This window comes from Amycolatopsis sp. w19 (assembly GCF_051373225.1).
GTDB lineage: Bacteria > Actinomycetota > Actinomycetes > Mycobacteriales > Pseudonocardiaceae > Amycolatopsis > Amycolatopsis japonica.
Genome location: NZ_JBPQFM010000001.1, coordinates 204,378 through 227,876, shown reverse-complemented (window position 1 = coordinate 227,876; position 23,499 = coordinate 204,378). Strand labels below are relative to the sequence as shown.

Annotated in this window: 21 protein-coding genes; 14 read left to right on the top strand and 7 right to left on the bottom strand. The window is 69.9% G+C overall.

Annotated elements, in window-relative coordinates; genetic code table 11:
• Nucleotides 1-41: 41 nt before the first annotated feature.
• Complete coding sequence (locus tag ACSMFO_RS00970) at nucleotides 42-695, top strand: alpha/beta fold hydrolase (protein WP_436456396.1); 654 nt, start codon at nucleotides 42-44, stop codon at nucleotides 693-695.
• Between the two features lie 178 nt (nucleotides 696-873).
• Here ACSMFO_RS00970 and ACSMFO_RS00965 read toward each other — a convergent pair whose 3' ends face one another.
• Entirely contained in the window at nucleotides 874-1,815 is a 942-nt protein-coding gene (locus tag ACSMFO_RS00965) for an aldo/keto reductase (RefSeq protein ID WP_436456395.1), read from the bottom strand.
• Nucleotides 1,816-1,884: 69 nt separating this feature from the next.
• On the opposite strand from ACSMFO_RS00965, the gene ACSMFO_RS00960 reads away from it, so the two are divergent.
• Nucleotides 1,885-2,601 carry an SDR family NAD(P)-dependent oxidoreductase gene (locus ACSMFO_RS00960; protein WP_436457053.1) on the top strand — a complete coding sequence of 239 codons (717 nt, stop codon included), beginning with the start codon at nucleotides 1,885-1,887 and terminating at the stop codon, nucleotides 2,599-2,601.
• On the opposite strand, the gene ACSMFO_RS00955 is transcribed toward ACSMFO_RS00960, so the two are convergent.
• A complete protein-coding gene (locus ACSMFO_RS00955; protein WP_436456394.1) occupies nucleotides 2,518-3,897 on the bottom strand; it encodes an amidohydrolase in 1,380 nt (459 codons plus the stop codon). The two genes, ACSMFO_RS00960 and ACSMFO_RS00955, sit on opposite strands and share 84 nt — an antisense overlap.
• Nucleotides 3,898-3,947: 50 nt before the next feature.
• Here ACSMFO_RS00955 and ACSMFO_RS00950 point away from each other — a divergent pair, with 50 nt between their 5' ends.
• From ACSMFO_RS00950 to ACSMFO_RS00940, 3 genes are read left to right on the top strand one after another with little or no spacing between them, the layout of a single operon-like run.
• The gene (locus ACSMFO_RS00950) at nucleotides 3,948-5,051 is read left to right on the top strand and encodes a zinc-binding dehydrogenase (RefSeq protein ID WP_436456392.1); all 1,104 of its coding nucleotides are present in this window, start codon (nucleotides 3,948-3,950) and stop codon (nucleotides 5,049-5,051) included.
• A 9-nt stretch (nucleotides 5,052-5,060) separates the two neighbouring features.
• Complete coding sequence (locus ACSMFO_RS00945) at nucleotides 5,061-6,017, top strand: aldo/keto reductase (protein WP_436456391.1); 957 nt, start codon at nucleotides 5,061-5,063, stop codon at nucleotides 6,015-6,017.
• Nucleotides 6,014-6,937, top strand: coding sequence for an alpha/beta hydrolase (locus ACSMFO_RS00940; RefSeq protein ID WP_436456390.1), 924 nt, complete (start codon nucleotides 6,014-6,016; stop codon nucleotides 6,935-6,937). The genes ACSMFO_RS00945 and ACSMFO_RS00940 overlap by 4 nt, the downstream gene beginning before the upstream one ends.
• Here the strand turns inward: ACSMFO_RS00940 and ACSMFO_RS00935 are convergent.
• A complete protein-coding gene (locus ACSMFO_RS00935) occupies nucleotides 6,921-8,366 on the bottom strand; it encodes a GMC family oxidoreductase (RefSeq protein ID WP_436456389.1) in 1,446 nt (481 codons plus the stop codon). The two genes, ACSMFO_RS00940 and ACSMFO_RS00935, sit on opposite strands and share 17 nt — an antisense overlap.
• A 138-nt stretch (nucleotides 8,367-8,504) precedes the next feature.
• On the opposite strand from ACSMFO_RS00935, the gene ACSMFO_RS00930 reads away from it, so the two are divergent.
• Nucleotides 8,505-9,938, top strand: a complete 1,434-nt coding sequence (locus tag ACSMFO_RS00930; protein ID WP_436456388.1) for an aldehyde dehydrogenase family protein — start codon at nucleotides 8,505-8,507, stop codon at nucleotides 9,936-9,938.
• Nucleotides 9,935-10,606 (top strand): GntR family transcriptional regulator, encoded by a 672-nt coding sequence (locus ACSMFO_RS00925; protein ID WP_081975771.1) that lies wholly within the window; start codon nucleotides 9,935-9,937, stop codon nucleotides 10,604-10,606. Before ACSMFO_RS00930 ends, ACSMFO_RS00925 begins: the two co-directional genes overlap by 4 nt.
• Here ACSMFO_RS00925 and ACSMFO_RS00920 read toward each other — a convergent pair.
• The gene (locus tag ACSMFO_RS00920; protein ID WP_436456387.1) at nucleotides 10,603-11,496 is read right to left on the bottom strand and encodes a helix-turn-helix domain-containing protein; all 894 of its coding nucleotides are present in this window, start codon (nucleotides 11,494-11,496) and stop codon (nucleotides 10,603-10,605) included. The genes ACSMFO_RS00925 and ACSMFO_RS00920 overlap by 4 nt on opposite strands.
• Before the next feature lie 118 nt (nucleotides 11,497-11,614).
• Between ACSMFO_RS00920 and ACSMFO_RS00915 the strand changes: the two genes are divergently transcribed.
• Nucleotides 11,615-12,514 (top strand): DUF2268 domain-containing protein, encoded by a 900-nt coding sequence (locus ACSMFO_RS00915; RefSeq protein ID WP_436456386.1) that lies wholly within the window; start codon nucleotides 11,615-11,617, stop codon nucleotides 12,512-12,514.
• Here ACSMFO_RS00915 and ACSMFO_RS00910 read toward each other — a convergent pair.
• Together ACSMFO_RS00910 and ACSMFO_RS00905 are read right to left on the bottom strand one after the other, a co-directional pair.
• Nucleotides 12,492-13,085, bottom strand: a complete 594-nt coding sequence (locus ACSMFO_RS00910; RefSeq protein ID WP_436456385.1) for a VOC family protein — start codon at nucleotides 13,083-13,085, stop codon at nucleotides 12,492-12,494. The two genes, ACSMFO_RS00915 and ACSMFO_RS00910, sit on opposite strands and share 23 nt — an antisense overlap.
• A gap of 158 nt (nucleotides 13,086-13,243) precedes the next feature.
• Entirely contained in the window at nucleotides 13,244-14,857 is a 1,614-nt protein-coding gene (locus ACSMFO_RS00905; protein ID WP_436456384.1) for a choice-of-anchor A family protein, read from the bottom strand.
• Nucleotides 14,858-15,033: 176 nt separating this feature from the next.
• Between ACSMFO_RS00905 and ACSMFO_RS00900 the strand changes: the two genes are divergently transcribed.
• Both ACSMFO_RS00900 and ACSMFO_RS00895 read left to right on the top strand, forming a co-directional pair.
• Complete coding sequence (locus tag ACSMFO_RS00900) at nucleotides 15,034-15,996, top strand: permease (RefSeq protein ID WP_436456383.1); 963 nt, start codon at nucleotides 15,034-15,036, stop codon at nucleotides 15,994-15,996.
• Complete coding sequence (locus ACSMFO_RS00895) at nucleotides 15,993-16,640, top strand: TIGR03943 family putative permease subunit (RefSeq protein ID WP_436456381.1); 648 nt, start codon at nucleotides 15,993-15,995, stop codon at nucleotides 16,638-16,640. Before ACSMFO_RS00900 ends, ACSMFO_RS00895 begins: the two co-directional genes overlap by 4 nt.
• Here ACSMFO_RS00895 and ACSMFO_RS00890 read toward each other — a convergent pair whose 3' ends face one another.
• The gene (locus ACSMFO_RS00890; protein WP_436456380.1) at nucleotides 16,641-17,549 is read right to left on the bottom strand and encodes a helix-turn-helix domain-containing protein; all 909 of its coding nucleotides are present in this window, start codon (nucleotides 17,547-17,549) and stop codon (nucleotides 16,641-16,643) included.
• A 194-nt stretch (nucleotides 17,550-17,743) separates the two neighbouring features.
• On the opposite strand from ACSMFO_RS00890, the gene ACSMFO_RS00885 reads away from it, so the two are divergent.
• From ACSMFO_RS00885 to ACSMFO_RS00870, 4 genes are all read left to right on the top strand, one after another.
• Entirely contained in the window at nucleotides 17,744-19,870 is a 2,127-nt protein-coding gene (locus tag ACSMFO_RS00885) for a metallophosphoesterase (protein WP_436456379.1), read from the top strand.
• Between the two features lie 493 nt (nucleotides 19,871-20,363).
• Entirely contained in the window at nucleotides 20,364-21,578 is a 1,215-nt protein-coding gene (locus tag ACSMFO_RS00880) for an MFS transporter (protein ID WP_436456378.1), read from the top strand.
• Nucleotides 21,575-22,474 (top strand): TolB family protein, encoded by a 900-nt coding sequence (locus ACSMFO_RS00875; protein WP_436456377.1) that lies wholly within the window; start codon nucleotides 21,575-21,577, stop codon nucleotides 22,472-22,474. Before ACSMFO_RS00880 ends, ACSMFO_RS00875 begins: the two co-directional genes overlap by 4 nt.
• Nucleotides 22,471-23,499, top strand: a complete 1,029-nt coding sequence (locus ACSMFO_RS00870; RefSeq protein WP_436456376.1) for a hypothetical protein — start codon at nucleotides 22,471-22,473, stop codon at nucleotides 23,497-23,499. Before ACSMFO_RS00875 ends, ACSMFO_RS00870 begins: the two co-directional genes overlap by 4 nt.

The following is a 23,499-nucleotide window of genomic DNA, read 5'->3' as shown; positions in this document are numbered from 1 at the left end:
CCGTGCGCCGATTCGCTCCCGAAACCGTCTCGGGACCGCCTGTGCTGTTGGTGCACGGATTCGCCTCCGACGGGCACACCGACTGGATCACCACCGGATGGCCCGCCGCGCTCACCGCCGCGGGCCGGGAGGTGGTGATACCGGACCTTCCCGCGCACGGCTCCAGCGCAGCCCCCTCGGGTTCGCTCGGCGCCGCCGCGATCACTCGGGAACTGACCCGGCTGCTCCGCGATCTGTCCGAAGTGGACGTTGTCGGATACTCGCTGGGCGCGCGGCTGTCTTGGGAACTGCCCGCTCAGGCTCCGGTGCGGCGGCTCGTGCTCGCCGGGGTGAGCCCGTTCGAACCGTTCGGCGCCGTCGATGTCGCTGCCGCACTGGCCTTCGCCGGTGGAGGCAAGGCTCCGTCGGACCCGCTGACCGGGGTGATCGCGCATATGATCACGGCGCCGGGGCGGAATCCCGCGGCGCTCGCGCGGTGCATCGAGGATCTGCGGGCCGAGCCTTTCGCGCCGGTTTCGGGTGCGGTGTCCGTGCCCACCCGGTTCGTGGCGGGGGTGGAGGATCCGGTGAGTCGGGGCATCGAGACTCTGGTGGATCTGGTGCCGGGCGCGGATCTCGTGCGGGTGCCCGGGGATCACGGCGGTGCTTTGCGGAGCGCGGAGTTCAAGGCGGCCGTGCTCGACTTCCTCGGCTGAGGATTGCGGCTCCGCCGCGTTGCGGAAGCCACTTTCGCAACCTTCAACGTTGCGAAAGTGGCTTCCGCAACGCCTCCCCCGACCCGACCGATGCTATGAAAGGTCCTTTCCTTGCAAATTTTGCAAGGAAAGGACCTTTCATAGCGTTCGCGCCCGGCTCGCGACACACCACCGGGGGTCAGAACGTCCCATCGGCGGCGACCGAGCGGTCCAGCCAAAGATCCTCCAGAGCCGCCCGCACCTCGGCACCGCGGGAAGCGGCCAACGCGACAGCACCCAGGTTGTCCTCCAGCTGGGCCATCCGGCTCACCCCGAACAACACGTTCACCACCGGCTCGTACGCGAGACAGAACGCGAGAGCCAGCTGCGACGAGCTCACCCCGAAGTCCCCGGCGACAGCGGCGACACGCGCGGCGGCGGCGCGGATCGACTCTCGGATCTCACCCGGATCCGCGCCGATCTTCCGCTCCGGGGTCCTCCCGAGCAACACACCGCCCTCGAACACGTCCGACGCCTGCAACGTCAAGGTTCCGGCCGAACAATGCTTGCCGTAGAAGGAACCTTCGGCCATCGATCGACGTGCGATGCTGTACTTCAGCTGGGCGAAACGAGGCGCCGGAAGCCCTTCTGCCGCGGAGAATTCCAGCGCCAGGTCGAGATCCGCGGCGCGCCAGTTGTTCACGCCCCAGACGTCGAAGCGGCCGAGGCGGATCTGTTCGGCCACCTCGGCGACGATACGTGGAATGTCCGGCCGCTCGAAGTAGTCGCCGACCACGACGGCTTCCGCACGCTCGACACCGACGCGGTCGAACGAAGTGGCGAGCTGCTCGGCGAAACCGGTGTTCGGGTAGTCCCAGAGCCAGAGTTTTCCGCACAGCTGGTACTCGTCACGCTGGATCCCGGCGGCGCGGACCGCCTCGCCGAACAGGAGATCCGTGCGCGACTGTTCGGCATGCGGCCCCATGTCGTAGTGGGCCACGTCGAACAGTGTGACCCCGGAATCGACGGCGTGCCGGATCAGGCGTACCGCGTCGTCGAAGTCCATGCGGTCCCACGTGTTCCAGGATCCCAGGCTCAGCGCCGAAGTGGCGAAGCCCAGTCCGTTCCGCTTCTCGTCCACGAGTTTTCCTTTCGCTGGCAACGGAAACAAGTTTTAGTCTACGATCGTAGAATGAACAAGAGACTCGTAGTGGTGACCGGCGGTGCCAGTGGCATCGGCCGCGGAGTCGCCGAAGCCTTCCAGTCCGCGGGCGACCGCGTGGTCATCGCCGACGTCGACACCCGGGCGGCCCACGACCTCGCCGCCGAACTCGGCGCGGAGCACGTCGAACTCGACATCTCCGACCCCGGATCGGTCGACGCGGCGCTGGCGCTCGTCACCGATCGCTTCGGCCCGGTCGAGGTGCTGGTCAACAACGCCGGTCTCGCCGGCGGCGGTGGGCCGTTGGTGGGACTGGACATCGGCGTCTTCGATCTGTGCATGCGGGTGAACTTCCGCGGCACCTTCCTGATGACCCGCGCGGTCGGCGCACGGATGGTCGAGACGGGCACGCGTGGCACCATCGTCAACATCACCTCCATCGGCGCCCGGCAGCCGACCCCGGGGCTCGGCCACTACGAGGCCACCAAGGCCGCCGTCGAGGCGCTCACCCGCTCGGCCGCGCTCGAATTGGCGCCACACGGCATCCGGGTCAACGCAGTCGCCCCCGGCCCGGTGCTCACGCCGATGACCGCCGGATTCGCCGCCGACACGGCCGCCCGCGCGGCGTGGGAAGCGAGGATTCCCTTGGGAACCATCGCTTCCGTCGCCGACGTGGTGCCGTCAGTCCTGTTCCTCGCCTCCGCCGACGCCGGCCATCTCACCGGGGTGAGCCTCCAGGTCGACGGCGGGCAACTGCTCACCTGAGTACACGACGCGGCCGCCGGACACGGTGAGTTCCACACCGACGTCCGGCAGGTCCGCGAACGCGACCTCGAGCGGATTCGCCGCCAGCACGCAGAAGTCCGCGGCACGGCCGACGGTCAGCGATCCCTTCCAGTCCGTCGCGCCGTCCTGTTCGGCGGCCGCGACCGTGTAGCAGCGCAGCAACCGGGCCATCAGCCCGGCGTCCACTTCGGACGCGGCCAGCATCCCGGCCGCCGCCGCGATGTGCACCCGCCAGTCGGGGGTCACCACGGGCGCGTCACTGCTCAACGTCAGCGGAACACCCGACGCGAGCATTTCCGCCAGCGGCCAGGCGCGGGCGCCGACCTCGGCACCGAGCGCGTCCGTGAGCATTCCCCGCATCGCCACCGCGATCGCGGGCTGCGTGGTCAGGCCCACCCCCGCCGAAGCCATCCGCGCCAGTTGATCCGGGGTCACCAGATCGCCGTGCACCAGATGATCGCCGCGGCGAAGCGATCCAAGCGCGGCCTCGATGCTGCGATCCCCCGTGGCGTGCACGGCGACCGTCATCCCGGCGTCGTGGGCGAGCCGGATCATCGCGGCCAGGTTGCCCACGCGTCCCGGATCGTCGTCGCCGTCGACGAGGAGCGCGCCGTGCGAACCGTCGGCGTAGCAATGATGTGTCCACGCCGAGCGCATCGGCGGGATGCCGTCGGCGAAGATCTTCACCCCGGGCACGGTGAGCCACAACGGATTCGCGACCGGTGACGGGGTCGCCAGCCCTCGCTCGAAGTCGTCCAGCGAGCTGGCGCCGTCGAGCAGGCCGAACAACCGCAGCGCCGTCACCCTCGCGCGCAGCAGGCCTTCCTCGGCCAGCGCCGCGTACTCCTCCAGCACTTCGGCGCCGAAACAGCCCGTCTCACCGGGGCCCAGACCAGGTTCGGTGTAGCTCGTGATGCCCAATGACGCGCACAGCTCGCCCGCGCGCAGGATGGCGGCCCGCCGTTCGGCGGCGGTCCGCACCGTTTTCTCTTCTCCCCCGGTGAATCCGGCGCCGCCGATGAGCATGTCCGGCCAGCGCGCGCCGAGCCAGGTCGCGTGCAGGTGCGCATCGTTGATCCCGGGCAGAACGGTTCTCCCGGCGAGGTCGATCACCTCGGTGTCCGGACCGATGTGGTCCAGCGCGACGTCACCGAGGGCGACGATCCGGTCTCCTCGCACGGCCATCGCCCGCACGACGGTGCCCGCCGGGTCGAAGGTGAGCACAGGACCGCCGCGAACCACGAGCGAAGCGGGACGAATACGTTGCGACGGCATGGTTTCCTCCAGGATCTGGACTTTTTCTCCTACGACTGTAGACTAAAAAGATGGTCAACAGAACCGAGGCGGCGGTGCTCACCGAACACGGCTCCGCGCTCACCTTGCGGGAACTACCGCTGCCCGAGGAGCCGGAACCGGGCGCCGCGCTGGTCCGGATCACCTGCACCACGCTGTGCGGCACCGACGTGCACCTCTGGTCCGGCCAGATGACCTTCCCCGGCATGCTCCCGATGGTGCTGGGACACGAAATGGTCGGCGAGGTGGTGGCCGTCGGACCGGGCACCACCGACACCCTCGGCCGTGAGATCGCCGAGGGCGACCGCATCGGCTGGTCCGAGTCGACCTGCGGAAAGTGTTACGGCTGCACGATCTTGCGCGAACCGGTCGCCTGCGAGAAGCGCGGCTACGGATTCCTCCAGCGCTCCGACGTCTTCCCGTACGCCACCGGCGGGCTCGTGCGGTACTGCTATGTGACTCCCGGTGCGGCCAAACTCCTGCTTCCCGGCGACGTCAAGGACACCTGGGCGTCGATGTCGGGCTGTGCGGGCAAAACCGTGCTGCGCGCCGTCTCCCGCGCCGGCGGGATCCGTCCGGGTGCGACGGTCGTGGTCCAGGGCGCGGGCGCGCTGGGCGTGTTCGCCACCGCGGTCGCGCGGATCTCCGGCGCGGGCGACGTGATCACCATCGGCGGGCCCGGCGACCGGCTGAAGACCGCCGAGCGTTTCGGGGCGACGGCGACGATCCCGGTCGACGGCACGGTCGAAGACCGCATCGAACGGGTCAAGGAACTCACCGACGGCCGGGGCGCCGATCACGTCTTCGACTTCGCGGGCGGGCCGACCATCGGCGAGGAGGCCGTCGCCTTCGCCGCCCAGCGCGGCACGATCGCGATCGTCGGCTCCACCGGCCCCGTGCCCTCCCCCGTGGCGCTGGGCACGGTGATGGGCAAGGAACTCACGGTCGTCGGTTCGCTCAACGGCGACATCGCCGACTACCACCGCTCGGTGGACTTCTTCCGCACCTTCGCCGATCGGCTGCCGTGGGACGAACTGTTCAGCGAACCGGTCGGTCTTTCCGAAGCCTCCCAACGTGTCGAGTCGATGTCGCGGCTCGGCGAACTCAAAGCCGTCATCGACCCCCGCCTCCCCTAGGAGACCCGAATGACCATCCCCCAGCGTCGCATCGGCCGCGACGGCCCGCTCACCGGCGTCCTCTCGCTCGGCTCCTGGCACACCTACGACCGGATGGACTTCCGCGAGGCGGTCGACCTCGTCCGCACCGCGGTCGATTCCGGCATCACGCTCTTCGACGTCGCCGTCTACGGATTCCCCGGCGCCACACCGGTCTTCACCGACGTGCTGTTCTCCGCGATGGTCCGCGCCGCGGGCCTCCGCCGCGAGGACTACCTGCTTTCGGCCAAGCTCTGGCTGGAGGGATATCCCGAGCACGACCTCCGCGACCAGCTGGACAACGCGTTGTTCCGCGCGGGCGTCGAGCACGCCGATCTCGTGGTACTGGGCGATCTCCGGCGCGACGACACCGACCTGCACCGGCTCGTGCTGGATCTGAACGAGCTCCGCGAGGCCGGGCTCATCCGGCACTGGGGCGTCAACAACTGGTCCGCCACCACGATCCGGGCCTTGCACGATTTCGCCGCGGCCGAGAACGTGCCCGGCCCCGCCATCGCGCAGCTGAAGTACAGCGTCGCGCGACGGTCCATTCCGGACGGTGAACCGTTCGCGAAGGTCTTCGGCGAACTCGGCGTCACACTCCAGTCTTCGGACATCTTCGAGGGCGGGATCCTGCTGGGCAAGAACAGCGGAGCGCGTCAGGTGGGCCGCGACCCCGGCGACATCCGCGAACGCATCGCCGCCTCCGCCCCGGCGCTGGCGAAGATCGCGGCCGACCTGGACACGACGCCGGCGCAGCTGTGTCTCGCGTTCACCCTCACCCACCCGGCCAACACGACCACCCTCTTCGGTGCGACGAGCACCGAGCAGCTCAAGGACAACCTCGGCGCCGTCGACCTCGTCGAGCGTGTCGGTGCGGAGCAGCTCCGTGAACTGGTCGAGCCGTACTGGGCCGACCGCGGCGTCGTCGATCCGGAGGGACCGTGACGGCCTTCGATCCCGAGCTCGCCGGAGCCCTCGAAGGTCTGCCCACCGGGCCGCCACTGAGCGCCGATTCGCTGGCGGGCATCCGCCAGGCGATGGCCGAGGGCAACCCGACCTGCGCCGAGGCGATCGGCGACCGGGATCTCGTCTGGGAAGACCGCCAGGTACCCGGCACCGACGTGGTCGTCACCGTCGTCAAGCCGCCCGATGCCCGGAACGCGCCGGGGTTCTACAACATCCACGGCGGCGGCATGGTGCTGGACGACCGGTTCGCCGACCTGCCCCGGATGGTCGCGCTGGTCGAGGAATTCGGCTTCGTCGCGGTGACCGTCGACTATCGGCTCGCTCCAGAGCACCCGCACCCGGCACCGATCGAAGACTGCTACGCGGGCCTGACCTGGATGGTCGAGCACGCGGCCGAACTCGGCTTCGATCCGGGCAGGCTGATCGTCGGCGGCGGCAGCGCGGGAGGCGGGCTCAGCGCCGGGATCGCCCTGCTGGCCAGGGATCGCGGCGGACCGGCGCCGGCAGGTCAGCTCCTGCTGTGCCCGATGATCGACAGCCGCAACGACTCGGCGTCCACAGTGGAATTCGCGGAACGCGGCGTGTGGGGACGCGAGGCCAACGAGTTCGGCTGGCGGTCGCTCCTGAACGGACAGACGTCGCCGTACGCCGTTCCCGCGACCGCGGAAGACCTGACCGGACTTCCGCCCGCCTTCATCGAGGTCGGCGCGGCCGAGATCTTCCGTGACGAGGACGTCGGCTACGCGCGGCGGCTCTGGCGGGCCGGCGTGCCCACCGAACTGCACGTCTGGGCGGGCGCGTACCACGGTTTCGACCGGATCGCCCCGGACAGCGAGGTGACCCGGGCCGCGCTCGCCGCCCGGGCCTCCTGGCTGCGCCGCATTATCGGCCGAGCATGAACCTGGCGGCCTGTTCGCCGACCAATACCGCCGGCGCGTTGGTGTTGCCCGTGGTCACCCGCGGCAGCACCGACGCGTCGGCGATCCGGAGCCCGCTCAGCCCGTGCACGGCGAGTTCCGGGTCGACCACCGAGTCCGCGTCGGTGCCCATCCGGCAGGTCCCGACCTGGTGGTGGTAGGTGATCGCGGTCCGGCGGACGTACTCGCGGACATCGGCCTCCGGCCCCGGATACAGCTCGCGGGCTCCCCATCCCTCCGCCAGCGCGGACGCGCGGCCGATCTCCCGGCACTGCCCGACCGACGCGACCAGGCTCTCGAAGTCGGCCGGATCCTCCAGCGCGGCGAGATCGATCAACGGTTCGTCGAGCGGGCTCGGCCCCGAAAGCCGGAGACTGCCCCGGCTGCGCGGCGTGACCATGCCCGCCATCAGCGAGAACCCGGTTTCCGGGCCCGTCATCCACGACTCGTACATCGGCACGCTGAAGTGGATCGGCTGGGTGTCGGGCACCGGCAGTCCGGGACGGCTGCGCCAGAACAGATGGGTCTGCGTCACCGACCGCCCCGGCGCGGGCGGATCGACCCGGCGGCGATCGGTCGCGAAGATGACCGGCGAGAGCAAGTGGTCGTGCAGGTTCTTCCCGACGCCCGGCAGCTCTGCGACGACGTCGATACCGTGCACCTCCAGTTCGTCGACCGGGCCGACGCCGCTGCGCAGCAGGATCGCCGGTGACGCCAGCGCGCCGGCGGCGAGCACGACCTCGTCGGCGAAGACCTTGCGCAGCTCGCCGTCGACCTCGGCCAGCACTCCGGTCACCTTGTCGCCCTCGAAGAGCAACCTGTGGACGAGCGCTCCCGTGTGGACGGTCATCCGTTCGGCGGCGGGCTCTCCGTAGGCGAGCCAGGTGTTGAGCCGCTTGCCGTCGCGGGTGGTGACGCGCTGCACCGACACACCGTCGAGTTCGTCGCCGTTGTAGTCCGGGTTGAACGGCAGCCCGATCTCCACCGCCGCGTCCACAATGGACTGCTGGATCGGATGCAGCGGCTCGTTCGGCACGACGTCGAGCAGATCCTTCTCGATCCGTTCGAACACCGGCCGGACGTCGTCCCAGCGCCAGCCGGGCAGGTCCCAGCCGTCGTAGTCGGCCGGGGCGCCGCGCACCCAGATCATCGCGTTGAGCGAATGCGACCCGCCGAGCACCTTGCCGCGCGGCAGATGCAGCCGCCGGTTCGCCGCGTGCGGCTGCGGCACGGTGTAGTAGTCCCAATCCTCCGGGCCGTGCCACAGCTCGCCGGCCCGCGAAGGGTCGTGAATGGCCGGATTCGTGTCCGGCCCGCCCGCTTCGAGCAGGGTGACCCACGCCCCGGAGTCGGCCAGTCTCCTGGCGACCACCGAACCGGCCGAACCCGCTCCCACCACGATGACGTCCATGTCCCCCACCCTCGCAAGGCACGCGGACGTCCGGCGGATTCGGTTCGCTGGCCGACAATCGGCGTGCCCTGGCGGGCAAGACCGGAGACGTCGCGGCGCCCGATACTCGATCACACACCGGTCGAGGAGGAGCTAGCCATGGCCACACGCCTGTTCATCGACGGACAGTGGACCGCCGCGGGAGGCGGGTCCCTGCCGACGTACGATCCGGCCACCGGCCAGGTGATCGAGGAGGTCGGCACCGCGTCGCCCGCCGACGTCGACGCCGCCGTCGGTGCCGCACGGAAGGCACTGAACGACCCCGCCTGGGCGGGACTGCTGCCGGTCCAGCGGGCCGCGCTGCTGTTCAAGCTGGCGTCGCTGGTCGACGAGCACCACGAGGAGCTGGCCGCGCTCGAAACCCGCGACCAGGGCCAGCCGATCGGGATCTCCCGCCAGGTCAGCGTCACCGGCGCGGCCGAGCACCTGCGGTACTTCGCGGGCTGGGTCACCAAGATCCAGGGCACCACGAACCCGGTGTCCTTCCCGGACACGCTGCACTACACCCGCCGCGAGCCGGTCGGCGTGAACGCGCTGATCACGCCGTGGAACTTCCCGCTGATGATCCTCGTGTGGAAGCTCGCGCCCGCGCTGGCCACCGGCAACACCGTGGTGATCAAGCCCAGCGAGGTCACGCCGCTGACCAGCATCCGGCTGGTCGAGCTCGTGCACGAGGCCGGGTTCCCGCCGGGCGTGGTCAACCTGGTCACCGGCGACGGCGCGGTGGGCGCGCTCCTGAGCAGGCACGACGACGTCGACCACCTGTCCTACACCGGGTCGACCGCGGTCGGGAAGCTGATCACGGCGGCCAGCGCGGAGTCGAACCTCAAACGGCTCACCCTCGAACTCGGTGGCAAGGCGCCCAGCATCATCTCGGGCGACGCCGACATCGACGCCGCCGTCGCCGGCAACCTGGCGGGCGCGACGCTGAACAGCGGTCAGGTCTGTGCCGCGTACACCCGGTTCTTCGTGGACCGCAAACGTGAACAGGAATTCGTCGCGAAACTGGCCTCCGGGCTCGAAGGCCTCAAGCTCGGTCCGGGGCTGGACGAGTCGACGCAGCTCGGGCCCCTCGTGTCCGCCAAGCATCGCGAGCACGTCGACTTCCTCGTCTCCACCGGCAGCGAGCAGGGCGCGGAGCTGGTCACCGGCGGCAAGCCCGTCGATCGCGACGGCTACTTCTACACCCCGACGCTGTTCGCAGACGTGGCCGACGACATGACGATCATGCGCGAGGAGATCTTCGGCCCGGTCCTCGCCGTCACCGCCTACGACGATCCGGACGAGTTGCTGGCGCGGGCGAACGACACCGAATACGGGCTCGCGGCCACCGTCTGGACTCGCGACCTGGGCGTCGCGCAGCGGTTCGCGAACGGCATCCGCGCAGGCGCGGTGTTCGTCAACATGCCGCCGATCCCCGACATGGCCGCGCCGTGGGGCGGGTACAAGGCGTCGGGCTGGGGCCGCGAGATGGGGCCGTGGGCGATCGACGCGTACACCGAGATCAAATCAGTCTGGCTGCACTACTCGTGACCGCGGGCGACGCGGTGAATTCGACCGCGATGAGCAAGTCGCAGATCGCCTACCACTGGATCAAGGCGAGGATCGACGACGGCACCTTCTCCCCCGGCTACCGCCTCGTGTTCGGGCAGATCGCGCAGGAGCTTGGCGTCAGCACCGTGCCCGTGCGCGAGGCGGTGCGGCGGCTGGAGGCCGAAGGGCTGGTGACCTACGAGCACAACATCGGCGCGCAGGTCGCCATGGCCGACGAGAGCGACTACCAGCACACCATGCAGACGCTCGCGCTGGTCGAGGGGTACGCCGCCGCGCTGGCGGCGCCGTCCCTCCCCGATGAGGCGCTCGACCAGGCCAAGGGACTCAACGCGGAGCTGACGGCGTGTCTCGACAACTTCGAGCCGTCGCGGTTCACCGCGCTGAACCGCGACTTCCACCGCGTCCTGTTCGGCACCTGCCCCAATCCGCAGGTGCTCGATCTGGTCAACCGCGGCTGGAACCGGCTGGCGGGGCTGCGCACCTCGACGTTCAGCTTCGTCCCCGGCCGCGCGCACGAATCCGTGCAGGAGCACCAGAAGATCCTCGACCTGTTCGACCGGAACGCCCCGGCCGGGGAGATCGAACTGGCCGTGCGCGAGCACCGGCTGACCACTTTGGAGACCTTCCTGGCCTGGCGGCACCCCTAGACCGGGGCCGTCTCCGGTGGCGGGAAGGCGTAGAAACGCACGGAAAGCTCCTTCTCACCCTCCGCCGGACGCCGTCGGCGATGGCAGTACCGCGTGATCAGCTCGCGGTATTCCGCGTCCAGTTCCCGGAATTCCGCCTCGGTGAGCCGTGCCGAAGTCCGCTGCGCCGTCGCCCACGGGCCGAACTCGTCGCGGTGCTCCGCCGCCCAGGACAGCAAAGCGACCTCGTTCGCGTACTTGGCGTCGAGGAACGCGGTGACCCGTTCCCGATCCGCGCCGTCGTAGTCGTCCGGCTTCGGCTCGCGCAGGTCCTGCGGGATCGAGAGCCAGTTCCCTTTCCGGTCACGGCGCACGAAACCGTTGTCCTGCAAGGTTTTCAGACACTGGTCGACTTCGGCACGCGCCAGCCCGGTCCGGCGCGCGACGTCCTCCTCGGCGGCGGGGAGTTCGCGCGTCACCAGGTGGTAGCGCGGGTCCTCGCGCATCGCGATGTCGTTCAGGTTCACCGATCGCTTCGGCAGCGCGTCACCCAGCAGCCGCCGCGCGGCGAAGGCCAGGACCACGGCGACCGGGATCTCGACGAAGACGGCGAGCGCGACGCTGGTCCATCGTTCGGACGACGTCCAGCCCAGCATGACGTCGAACCACGCGTCGCAGCACAACATCGCGGCCGTCGCCGACAGCAGCGGCACGGCCGCCCGCCGTCGGCGCATCCCCAGCCACGCTCCCGCCGCGAAGCAGAGCAGGAGCGCGACGTCGAACCCGACCCAGGCCGCGCGCCACTGCCCGGTGTCGTACCGGTCGGGCAGGGTGTGCGCGAGGTAGACGGTCCAGGGCACGAGGAGGACCGCCGCGCCCGCGAGCACCGTCAGGAGTATCCGTCGGATCATGATCACGACGTTAGAAGCGGGCGGCGGCGAGGACATCCGGGCTTTCCCCTGGTCCGTTCTCAGGGTCCGGCTCACGAGGCTTGAGTCTCCACCCACTGGAGGCTTTACGGTCGCTCTCATGACGATCACCGTTCTCGACACCTACCCCGCCATGCGCGAGATCCTGCGCGCGCCTCGGGCGGACCGCGCGGCCCTGCTCAAGGCGATGGTCGAGCCCGCCGCCGGGATGTACCGCTACTTCCCCGGCGACGTCGACCTCGTGGCGATGCACGCGATGAGCTCCGGATTCCCGCTCGACCGCGACGAGGATCGCTGTCTGGAGGCTCTCGAAGCCCTGCACGAGGCGGACGCCTGGAACCGCATCCAGCGAGCCCTCGACGACGCCGTCACCGCTCAGCTCGCCGCGACGCCCGGGCTGGCGATCCCGGACATCACCGTGCTCACCGTGCTGGGTGATCCGGGCGACCGGCACTTCATGGGCCCGAACCTGGGGATGTCGGCCAACGGCAGCGTGTCCGGCTACATCTACCTCAACTTCTGGCCGTATCCGGAGAATCTGGCGAGGGTGGAGGCCACCGCCGTCCACGAGCTCAACCACAACCTGCGCTACAGCCCCGGTGGGGTGATCTGGGATCCGGCGACCGTCACGGTCGGCGAGCAGATCGTGTCCGAAGGCCTGGCCGACGCGTTCGCCCGCCAGTTGTACGGCGACGAACTCGGCTACGCCCGCATCGGCGTGCCGCATCTGCGGGACGACGCGGTGTTCGAGAAGGTCGTCTCCGGCCTGGAGATCACCGGTATGCAGAACTTCGCGGCCTGGGTACACGGCGACGAGACGGCCGCCCGTTACGGCGGCACTCCCGTCGGCCTGCCGACCGGCGCCGGGTACGCGGTCGGCAACCGGCTCGTCGACGCCTACCTGGCCGCGGCCGGCCGGACCGCCGCGGAGGCCCTGCTGGTGGACCGCCGCGACGTCATCGACACCGCCGTGAAGGTCAGCCGAGACCCTCAGGGGTGACCAGGCAGAACGGATGTCCGATCGGATCGGCGTACACGCGGTAGCCGATGGGTTTGTCCGAGCCGTCGAGGAGGTGCCCGCCGAGAGCGAGTACCTCCTGCTCCGCTTCGTCCAGGTCGGTGACGAGCAGATCCAGGTGCAGTTGCTGCGCGGGATCGCCCCTCTTCCAGTCCGGCCGGACGAAGTGATCGGTGCGGTGCAGGGCGAGCTCAGGCTGGTCACCGCCCAGTGTGATCCTGACGTGATCGGGGCCGTTCCCGGTCCGGGGCGCGCCCAACAGGGCTTCGTAGAACGGAGCCAGGGCCTGTGGATCGGGGCAGTCCACCACGACGACGGCGAGTTTCGGGCGTGGCCGGAACAAGAGGTCGAGGTGGTAGTCGACGGTGGCCAGCACCTCGGCTGCCTGCCGCTCGTCCACACCGGCTGGTGCGCGCAGGAGATTCACCATGCTCCACAGGAGATGCGCCTCCCGTGCCGGATCACGGTTCGCGGCGATGTCACCCGCTTCCTGGGCGGCCCGCAATGATCCGGTCACGTCCTCGATTCCGGCCTCGGCCAGGTGGGTGCGCACGAGTTCTCGGGGAGACGTCCCGGGGCGTGAATGCACCGAGGCCGGCCGGCGCGCTCGTTCTCGTCGGGCTTCATCGGGCAACGGCTCCTCCTCGTTTTCCTGCGGGCCCACGATCGCACAGGTCCGCAGTGGATCGAGCCGTCCAAGTGGCCGGAGTATCAGGACTCGCGGCGCCTCGACCGGATCGTGAGCGCCACCAGCGCGCCACCGACCAGCAACAGGAACAGGCCCGACACCAGCAGACCTCGGATCTCGCTGCCGGTCGAGGCCAGCGGGCCGCCGTCGGACGGCCCGCCACCTGGAGTGGTCGCTCCCGGCTGCCCCGGCGTCGTGGAGGTGGTCACCCCGGGAGCCGCGGTCGTGCTCGAGGAGCTGCTGGTGGTGGTCGGCGAAGGGCTACTCGAAGTGGCACTGGACGACGCGGTGACGCTGCTACTCGACGTCGGGCTCGATGAAGTCGCGCTCGACGAGCTGCTGCTCGACGTCGGGCTGGTCGACGTGCTGCTCGCCCGACTCGACGAGGTGGTCGACGTCGGTGTGGTCGAAGTGGACGTGGCCGACGTCGAGGAGCTGGACGTCGAGGTGGACGTGGTCGAGGTCGGCGAGCTGGTCGTGGTCGTCGAAGTCGGGCTCGTCGACGTGGAGCTGCTGCTCGTCGTGGCCGAGCTCGACGAAGACGAAGAAGAGGACGAGGACGAGCTGCTCGGCGTAGTGGTCGGCGTGCTGCCGCATTCCGGCAGATCACCGTCGAACGGGTAGGCGTGGAACTCCTGCCCGCCACCACCGGTCGCTTCGGAACTGTGCACCAGCGAGCCCGTGGTGAAGAACCGGCCGTTCATCCCGGACGCGGTGACGGTCGCGGTGCTCCCGGGTTCGCCGATCAGCACGCTTCCCTGGAACTGGGCGCCACCGGCGATCTTCACCTGGGTGGCGTCCGGGAAGTTCCACAGCAGGCGCTCGCGCAGTTTGTTCAGCGGGTCCTGATCGTTCAGGTCACCGGTGTAGGTGTTGATCGTGCGGGCCGCTCCCACCATGTTGACCAGAATCGTCGCCCCGGCCGGGATGCCCTCGAACTCGATTCCCTGCATGCCACCGGTGGCGCCGGTCAGGTCGAAGTCCACGGTGAACACCTGCAGCGCGGATTTGCCGTCTCCGGTGAACAGGGTGCGATAGCCCTGGTTGACCGCCGTTCCCGTGGCCGGCCGCGGTGTGGCGCCGTCCCGCGCGTAGCACTTGCTCGCCACTCGCAGATCCTCGCGCAGGCTCAAATAGGGCTTCGCCGCGTCGGGGTCCTTTTCGAGTTTCCCGGTCACCGTCCCGGTGACGGTTCCGGCGTGCCGGACGACCCCGCCGTCGGCGAGCAGCCGCTGGTCCGCCGCGACGCTGACGTTTCCGCCGGTGGTCAGGAAGTCGGCGCCGTCGGGCGGCGGAACACGTGACCCGACACCGGCGATGCCGACGTTGTAGACGGACGACGCGCCCGCTCGTTTCGCCATGTCGAAACCGCCGAGGACGACGACCCGGCCTTCGGCTTCGGCCGCCGCTTCCCGTACCTGGAATTCGCCACCGACGTAGACGTTGATGCCGTTGTCCCGGCCCGCGTAGTCCTTGTTGTTCACCGGCGGGTATTTACCCGGGCAGGCCGGACCGACACACGGTCCCAGTCCGCCCGGCAAAGGGGCGGCGGCCGCGCCGTCGGTGACCACGAGAGCCGCCACGCACACCGCAGCGGCGGCACCGGCGGAAAGAGAGGCGAATCGCCTTGCACGCATGCGGCGATTCTTGTGCCCACCGGCCGGGTGAACACAATCGGAATCCGGAAATACCCCCGACCGGGCGAGGCGGGCGACTCGGCCCATTCGTGGTCGTCCAGCGTTATCCAGAGAACGAAATTCCAGGTGGACCGCGAAATCCCTAAAGTTCTGACCGATGATGGGAGGTTCGCCACATGACGGACACCGGAGTGCGCTCGCGCATCGGTTCGGTGGAAGTGCTCGCGGCCTTTCTCGTGCTGATTCTGCTCGCGCGGGGTCTGCTCGGCGACGTCCTCGGGGCGCCGATCGTGCAGACCTGGACGACGGTCTTCGTTTCGATCGTGCTCCAGGCCGTTCCGTTCCTCGTCTTCGGCGTCACCCTTTCCGCCGCCATCGCGGTCTTCGTGCCGCGGGAATTCTTCGCGAAAGCCCTGCCGAAACATCCGGCCCTCGCGGTACCGGCCGCCGCGGCGACCGGAATGGTGCTGCCGGGCTGCGAATGCGGTTCGGTCCCGGTCGCCGGCGCCCTGGTGCGCAAAGGGGTCACTCCGGCCGCGGCGCTCGCGTTCCTGCTCGCGGCTCCCGCTCTCAACCCGGTCGTACTGGCCGCGACGGCGATCGCGTTCCCTGATCGGCCGTCGATGGTCTTCGCCAGGGCGGCGGCCGGGCTCGCCGCTTCGGTCGTGATGGGCTGGCTGTGGCTCGGCCTCGGCCGGACGGAATGGATCAAACTGCCCGAACACGCCCACGGTGACACGCGCTGGCGGGCGTTCGCCGGCGCCGCGGGCCACGACCTGGTGCACGCGGGCGGCTTCCTCGTCGTCGGGGCCATGGCGGCCGCGACACTCAACGTCCTGATCCCGGGCCGCTGGCTCCAGGCCGTCGCGGACGATCCACTGCTCGGTGTCCTCGCGCTGTCGCTGCTGGCGGTCCTGTTGTCGATCTGCAGTGAGGCGGACGCCTTCGTCGCCGCCTCGCTGACCCAGTTCTCCCTCACCGCCCGCCTGGCGTTCCTGGTGGTCGGGCCGATGGTCGACCTGAAACTGTTCGCCATGCAGGCCGGCACCTTCGGCAGGCGGTTCGCCGCGCGGTTCGCGCCCGCCACGTTCGTGGTCGCGCTCGCCTGCGCGGCCGTGACCGGGACGGTGCTCTGGTGAACCGGACCGCCGCGACCGTCGTGCTGCTCCTGCTGGGCGCGGCGGTGCTCAAGGTCTGCCTGACCGGCCAGTACCTGCGCTATGTCAAGGAAGGGCTCTGGCCGTTCCTGCTCGCGTCGGGCCTCCTGGTCCTCGTGCTCGCGGCCACGAACCGCCATCGTCACCCGAAGGTGGGGTGGCTGCTCCCGCTTCCGGTCCTCGCCCTGCTGTTGGTCGCCCCGCAGCCGCTCGGCAGTTACGCGGCGGGCAACGCGGGCATGGCGCTGACACGCTCCGACGAGTACCCGCCCTTGCCCGATGGCGACCCGGTGAAGGTGACCGTCCTGGACTACGCGTCGCGCGCGGTGTTCGACGAGGGCCGTTCCCTCGGTGCGAGGCGGGTCGTGCTCACCGGCTTCACCGCCACCGGCGCGGACGGCGCGTCACTGCTCGTCCGGATGATCCTGACCTGCTGCGCCGCCGACGGACGACCGGTCAAGGTCGTGCTGGACGGCCGCGTCCCGAGCGAACCCGACACCTGGATCGAGGTCACCGGCACGTTCCGGCCGGGGTCCGTGGTGGACGAGGTCAACGGCGAACACATCCCGTTCCTGAAGGTCGAAAGCGCCACACCGGTCCCCGCGCCCGAACGGCCTTACGAATAGTCAGGTCCAGCTCCACTGGATGCCGTACTGGCCGGGCTGCGGATCGAGGGTGATGAACTGGAAGGTGCTGGTGTCCCGGTCGAACCTCGCCTCGGACCGTTCCTCGGGTGGCAGGACGCCGCGCGGCCGGAAGAAACCGGCGCAGCGCCGCGGCAACCGGCCGGGATCGAAGCTGACCTGCACCGCGACGTCCCGCGCCGGCCGGTAGAGCGCGACCTGCACGTGCCGCCGGCCCTGGCCCGGCGGATACCGCACGCCGAACTCGACGACGGCGAGTTCACCTGCCGCCAAGGTGCGGTCGAGGGCGAACTCGAACACGCAGGTGGACGACGGGACGTCCGCGCGGAACCGCGCCGGGCGGCAGCCGTCGGTGAACAGCACGGACGGCGGCTGGGTGATGCTGGAGCACCGGTTCACGAAGACGAACCGCGACGTGCCGTCCCGATCGGCTCGGATCAGCCGCCGGACCCGGACCGATTCCTGGTTGCCGTCGCCGTCGACGCGGTAGGTGAGGTACTGGGAAAGCCGGTGCGGGGTGTCGAGCTCGTCCGGTGTCACGTCCATTTTGGACAGTGCGCGCACCACCTCCTCCGGTCGCCGCCACACCTGGTCGTAGCTCAGGGCGTGTCCGGTGCGGACGGTCCAGCGCCCACGAGGACGACGCGGGCCGAGCAATCCGGTCAGCGTTTCCGGCGACTGACCGAGAATGACCTCCAGCGCGGTCACCGCGGCGAGGGAACTCGCCCGTTCCGGCCGATTCTCGCCATTCTGCCAATAGCTCAGCGCGCTGACACTGACCGGCGTCTCGTGATCGCGCAACCGGCGGCTGATCTCACTGAGACTCAGCCCGCTGCGTTCGATCGCGGCGCGCAGTGCGGCACCGAATTCCGCCGGAGCGAGACTCGTCATGAAGGCGCAGCGTACCGTCCGAAACGCCCGACTTTCGTCGGGTGAACGGGCGCCGTTCAGAGTTATCCAGCCTCGCCACGACTTTTCGTTGACGCTCCCCGGGCCGCGATTAGGGTCGGAATCGTCGGAAGAATCCCCCGAATCCCCGACGACTCGCACGTCCTCCCGCCGATGACCGAAGAGGATGATTTCGCATGCGCTCAACCACGAAACGATGGCGCCGTCGCACGCTCGCCGTCGCCACCTCCACGCTGGCGGCCGGGGCCTTCCTGGTCGCCGCGCATCCCCAGGCAGGCGGGGCCGCTCCGCCCGCCGTGCCCGAAGTGGCCGATCAGGTTCCACAACTGACCGAAGCGGGCGTGACCGGCGGCCCCGCGTCGGTGTCCGGTGGCGGCACGTCCACTTCGGCCGACCGGTCCGTCTGCGCGCCCGGAGCGCACTGGCTACGCGTCCGGTTCACGGAGCTTTCGTTGCGTGGCAACGACTCCGTGACCCTGACCGGCAGCAGTGCGGGCTCGTACACGCTCACTTCGCGACACTGGCCGGGCAAGGCTTTCCACACCCGCGCGTTCGAAGGCGACTGTGTGCAGGTGTCGGCGGCACTGTCCGATCCCGCCAGCCGCTTCGCCATCGACGCCTACCAGGCGGGCGACCGGCCGCTCGCCGCGGCGACGACCACGGTGGCCGCCGTCGGCGACGTCTGCGGGTCTTCGTGCAACCAGACCGCGCCGCTGATCAAGAACATGAACCCGCAGGCGCTGATCCTGGCCGGGGACAACGCCTACAGTTCGGGCACGCTGTCGGAATACAAGAACAACTACGACCCCTACTACGGGCAGTTCAAAGCAATCACCTATCCGACGCCGGGCAACCACGAATACAACACGTCCGGCGCCTCCGGGTACTTCGATTACTTCGGCGCGCGAGCCGGTGAACGCGGCAAGGGCTACTACAGCTTCGACGTCGGCGACTGGCATTTCGTGGCGCTCAACTCCAACATCACCCGCAGTACCGGTTCGGCGCAGGAGACCTGGCTGAAGAACGACCTGGCGGCGAGCACCAAACCCTGCACGGCCGCGTTCTTCCACCACCCGCGCTTCAGCCGCGGCACACACGGCGACGACTCGTCGGTCACGCCGTTCTTCCAGGCGCTCTACAACGCGAAGGCCGATCTCGTCGTCGTCGGCCACGACCACAACTATCAGCGCTACGCACCGTCCCGGCCGGACGGCACCCGCGACGACGCGAACGGCGTCCGCGAACTGCTGATCGGAACCGGTGGCCGGGGTTACTACAACTTCGACCAGTCCTCGGCCGCCGTGCAGGAGGCGGGTAACACCAACACCTTCGGCGTCGGGAAGCTGACGCTGAGCGCGACCGACTACCGCAGCGACTTCGTGCCGGTGTCGGGCCGCACCTTCACTGACACCGCGACCGGCAAATGCAAGAAGGCGGCGTCTTCCTCCCCCGGCTTCACCGTCGGTGCCGAACCGTCGTCCGTCTCGGTGAAACCGGGCGGGACGGCGTCGGTGACGGTGAACGTCGGCAGCACCGGCGGCTTCACCGCGGCGACCGCGCTTTCGGTCTCCGGCCTGCCCTCGGGCGTGACCGGGACGATCTCCCCCTCGTCGGTCACCCCGCCCGCGAACGGCACGGCGACCGCGACGCTGACCTTGACCGCTTCGGACACCGCGTCCGGATCCGCGGCCGCCACGGTCACCGGGACCTCGGGCTCCACGACGCAGACGGCGAAGGTCACGGTGAGCGTCGGCGCGGCGGGCGGTGAGGCGTTCGCCGACGACTTCGAGACCGACAAGGGCTGGCGGCTCAACACGGCCGGGTCCGACACCGCGACGGCGGGCAAGTGGGAACGGGGCGACCCCGAACAGACCACCTCGACCTACAGCAACCAGATCAAGCAGCGCGGCGACACCACCAGCGGCGTGAACTGCCTGGTCACCGGGCGGCTGGCCGGATCGGAGTACGGCGTCAACGACCTCGACGGCGGGGCGTCGTCGATGGCCTCACCGGCGTTCACGGTGCCCGCGGGCGGGAAACTGACCTTCTCCTACACCTTCGCGCACGGCGACAACGCGACGTCGGCGGACTACCTGCGGATCCGCGTCCTCGACGGGACCGCGCCGACGACGGTGTTCGAGAAGACCGGGTCCGCGACCGAGGTGGCCGGGGTCTGGCAGAACGCGACGGCGGACCTGTCGTCGTTCGCCGGCCGTAGCGTGCGCCTGCTGGTCGAAGCCGCCGACGCGAGCACCGCGTCGCTGTGGGAGTCCGCGGTCGACGACATCCGCGTCACCGCGTAGCGCCATGCGGCTGCAACTCGCGCCGTAAGGCCGTGCCGAAGGCGGGTCGTGCGTGTTCGTGAGCGAGGCCTCAGCCGGGGTGAAAGCTCCCTTCGCCGCGTCCGACGCGGCCAAGGGAGCCTTCGGCCCGGGGTCGTGAGTGGCGATGGTCGTTCTAATGAGGGATAAGGCAAATGTGGCGCGTTGTGCCGCCTAAGGCCCTTGGTGTCCACAGTGGTCACTTTCCGGCCGGTCCACGCCTGCTTTGTGCCTGTATATCCGGTTTCGCGGGGAGTCGTGAGTGCTAAAGAGGGCTAGAACGACCATCGCCACCCACGACCCCCGGCCAACACTGCGCAAAGTGCTTGAATCGGACGCTTGATCTCGAAAAGCGTCCTTTTTGGACAGTTCAAGGGTGTGCTTACCTCTCAACAACCCTCTTTGTCACTCACGACCCCCGATCTCATGCGAAGTCCCTTCAGCCACTCACGACAGCAGCGCCGGGAAGGCCGCCATGTACGTCTCCTCCATCCGCTCCGCCGACCCCGCCCGGCCCGCGAGCCGTTCGAAGGACGCGGTCCCGGGCACGGTCATCGGGCTGGGCGTGGTCAGCCTGATCACCGACCTGTCCGCCGAGATGGTCACCGCCGTCCTCCCGCTCTACCTCGTGTACGGCCTCGGCGTCGGATTCCTGCAGTTGGGCGCGATCGACGGGCTGTACACGGGGGCGACGGCGTTGCTGCGGCTGGCGGGCGGCTATTTCGCCGACCGTCTCGGCCGTCCGAAGGCCGTGGCCCTGGTGGGCTACGGCCTCTCGGCGGCGACCAAACTCGCCTTCCCGGCCGCCGGGTCGTCGCTCGGCGCGATCGGCATGGTGATCGGCGCGGACCGCGCGGGCAAGGGCATCCGCACCGCGCCGCGGGACGCGATGATCACCCTCGCCACCCCTGCCGACGGCCTGGGCCGCGCGTTCGGTGTCCATCGCGCCATGGACACCGCCGGCGCGCTGCTCGGGCCGCTCGCCGCCTTCGGCCTGCTGACCGTGCTCGTCGGCGACTACCCGGCGGTGTTCGGGGTGAGCTTCTGCTTCGCCGTGATCGCGGTGATCGTGCTGGCGGTGTTCGTCCGTGCTCCCGCCGGGGCCGTCGAGCGGTCGCGGGTCCGGTTGCGCGCCGGATTCGCCCTGCTTCGCGAGCCGGGACTCCGCGGAACCTGTCTGGCCGCGGCGCTTCTCGGTGTGTGCACGGTCGGCGACATGTTCCTGTTCGTCGGCGTGCAGCGGTCCGCGGGCCTGCCGCCCGGGGCACTGCCCCTGCTGCCGCTGGCGACGGCGCTGACGTTCATGGCGCTGGCGTCGCCGATCGGACGGCTCGCGGACCGGCTCGGCCGGTGGAAGGTGTTCCTGGCCGGGCACGTCGTGTTGCTCGCCGCGTATGTCGTCCTGGCCGCTTCGGCGACCGGCTGGCTCGTCGCGGTGGTCGTACTGGCGGCACACGGCGTGTTCTACGCGTGCACGGACGGCGTGCTGATGGCGCACGCGGCGCCGCACGTGCCGGAATCGTTGCGGGCCACCGGTCTCGCGTTCGTCCAAACCGGACAGGCGCTGGCCAGGGCCGCCGGCGCGGTGCTGTTCGGCGCGCTCGCGGCGGGGATGGCGCTGGGCCCCGCGTTCGCGCTGTTCGCCGTGGCGCTGCTGGTGTCGGTACTGGCCGGATCGAGGATGGCATGAGGCGGATCTGGGCGGGCGTCGCGGCGCTCGTGGTCACGGTGGTGGCCGGGGCGGTGTTCGTCGGGCTGCGCACCGGCGACGCGGTGGCGGAGCAGCGGCTGGACCTCGCGCACGGCGGGCTGCTGTACGTCGACGAGTCGGGCCGCGTCCGGCAGGACGAGCGCGTCGGCCCGTCCTGTCAGCGCGTGGACGTCGCCGCGGGCACCCTGGCGTGCCTGCGCGCTACTGCCGTGCCCGACCAGGCCGAACTGGTCGTCACGAAACCGGGTGCGGAGCCTCGGCAGATCTCCGAATGGGGAACGCCGTCGCGGGTCAGGGTGTCGCCGTCCGGGCGGCTGGTGGGCTGGACGGTGTTCCGCGCCGGGGACTCGTATCTGGGCGGGGTGGGCACGTTCTCCACCACCGCCGGGATCTACGACCTGGACACCGGGAACCATTACGGCTCACTGGAGGATTTCGCGCTCACCGTCGACGGAAAGCCTTACCCCGCCAAGGATTTGAACTACTGGGGCGTGACCTTCGCCCGCGACGATCTGACCTTCTACGCCACCGCCCGGTCCGCGGGCGACACCTGGCTGGTCCGAGGCGATCTCCGCGGCCGCACGCTGACCACGGTGCGGCAGAACGTCGAATGTCCCTCCCTCTCGCCGGACGGCACGCGTGTCGCCTACAAGTTCCGTGACGGCGACCGCTGGCGGCTGCACGTGCTGTCCCTCGCCGACGGCCGTGACGTCCCGCTGGCCGATCCGGCGCATCTGGACGACCAGGCGCAGTGGCTGGACGACCGGACCGTCGCCTACGGCCGGGACAAGGCGATCTACTCCGTCCCCGCCGACGGCACCGGCGCGCCCACGCTCCTCCGCGCGAACGCCTCCTCCCCCGCGGTGGTGCGGTGATCCCCCGTGACTGCACCCCGATCGGCCTGGCGCTGGCGGCGGTCGCCGCCGTCGTGGTCGTGGTCCTGCCCGCACCGGTCCCGGCGGTCAAGGCTCCGGTCTCCGCGTCGGTCACCGATGTGTGGCCGGGCGCGCGGATCGCCGCGAACACCGTCACCGGTTCGCCCTACACGCCCCTGGCGTACCTCGATTCCGGGACCTCCGCCGGTATCACCCGGGCGAGCGATTCGCTCAGGCTGACGCTGGGAGAACGGGTACTCCGCGAGGTCCCGTTGTCGGGCTCGCCCCGCTTCGTTCTCGCCACTTCGCCGGACTCGCTGGTGTGGCTGGAACTGTCCGACATCACCGGGACGGGCGCCTTGTGGCGCTCCGGGCCACGCGGGGAGAGCCCCGTCCTGATCACCGCCGACACCGGTCGGGTCGTCCTCCTGGACTCCCAGTACGACCTCGTCGTGCACGAAGGCCGAGCGTCCTGGGCCGCCGTGCGGGGCGACGCGACCGAACTGAGGACGGTCGCGTTGTCCGGCGGTCCGGTGACCACCACCCCGCTGCCCGGCGACTTCGCGCTCACCGCCTGGCCGTTCGCGACGTCGGCCGCCGTCGAGCAGGCGGGACCGTCTGAGCTGGTGGACCTGCGCGACGGCCGGGTCTCGCGGGTCGGCGGGCAGAACGTCGAACTGGTCGACTGCACGCCGTCCTGGTGCCGGGTCCAGGTCCTGCGCCAGAGCGGGACGGCTCGCTTCGACCTGATGAAACCCGACGGCTCCGACCGGAGACGGGTCGGCGGGAAGGGGATCCGGCCCGCGTTCGGCGACGTCGTCGTGCTCGACCGGTACGCGGTCGTGGTCGACGACGACCGCGGTGTGCTCGCCCTCTACGACACCGCCACCGGCCGGATGGCCGACCTGACGGCGGAGTTCGGCACCGTGCTGGCGCGGGGGCCGTACGTGTGGTGGTCGGAGGGCGGGAACGAGGCGCTCACCTGGCGGGTACTGGACCTGCGCACGCTCGAGGCATCTGTTTGA

Coding starts and splice junctions, on each gene's coding strand:
- ACSMFO_RS00955 (WP_436456394.1), bottom strand. CDS start 3,897: ATGCCGTCGCAACGTATTCGTCCCGCTTCGCTCGTGGTTCGCGGCGGT.
- ACSMFO_RS00950 (WP_436456392.1), top strand. CDS start 3,948: ATGGTCAACAGAACCGAGGCGGCGGTGCTCACCGAACACGGCTCCGCG.
- ACSMFO_RS00945 (WP_436456391.1), top strand. CDS start 5,061: ATGACCATCCCCCAGCGTCGCATCGGCCGCGACGGCCCGCTCACCGGC.
- ACSMFO_RS00935 (WP_436456389.1), bottom strand. CDS start 8,366: ATGGACGTCATCGTGGTGGGAGCGGGTTCGGCCGGTTCGGTGGTCGCC.
- ACSMFO_RS00930 (WP_436456388.1), top strand. CDS start 8,505: ATGGCCACACGCCTGTTCATCGACGGACAGTGGACCGCCGCGGGAGGC.
- ACSMFO_RS00920 (WP_436456387.1), bottom strand. CDS start 11,496: ATGATCCGACGGATACTCCTGACGGTGCTCGCGGGCGCGGCGGTCCTC.
- ACSMFO_RS00915 (WP_436456386.1), top strand. CDS start 11,615: ATGACGATCACCGTTCTCGACACCTACCCCGCCATGCGCGAGATCCTG.
- ACSMFO_RS00905 (WP_436456384.1), bottom strand. CDS start 14,857: ATGCGTGCAAGGCGATTCGCCTCTCTTTCCGCCGGTGCCGCCGCTGCG.
- ACSMFO_RS00900 (WP_436456383.1), top strand. CDS start 15,034: ATGACGGACACCGGAGTGCGCTCGCGCATCGGTTCGGTGGAAGTGCTC.
- ACSMFO_RS00890 (WP_436456380.1), bottom strand. CDS start 17,549: ATGACGAGTCTCGCTCCGGCGGAATTCGGTGCCGCACTGCGCGCCGCG.
- ACSMFO_RS00885 (WP_436456379.1), top strand. CDS start 17,744: ATGCGCTCAACCACGAAACGATGGCGCCGTCGCACGCTCGCCGTCGCC.
- ACSMFO_RS00880 (WP_436456378.1), top strand. CDS start 20,364: ATGTACGTCTCCTCCATCCGCTCCGCCGACCCCGCCCGGCCCGCGAGC.
- ACSMFO_RS00875 (WP_436456377.1), top strand. CDS start 21,575: ATGAGGCGGATCTGGGCGGGCGTCGCGGCGCTCGTGGTCACGGTGGTG.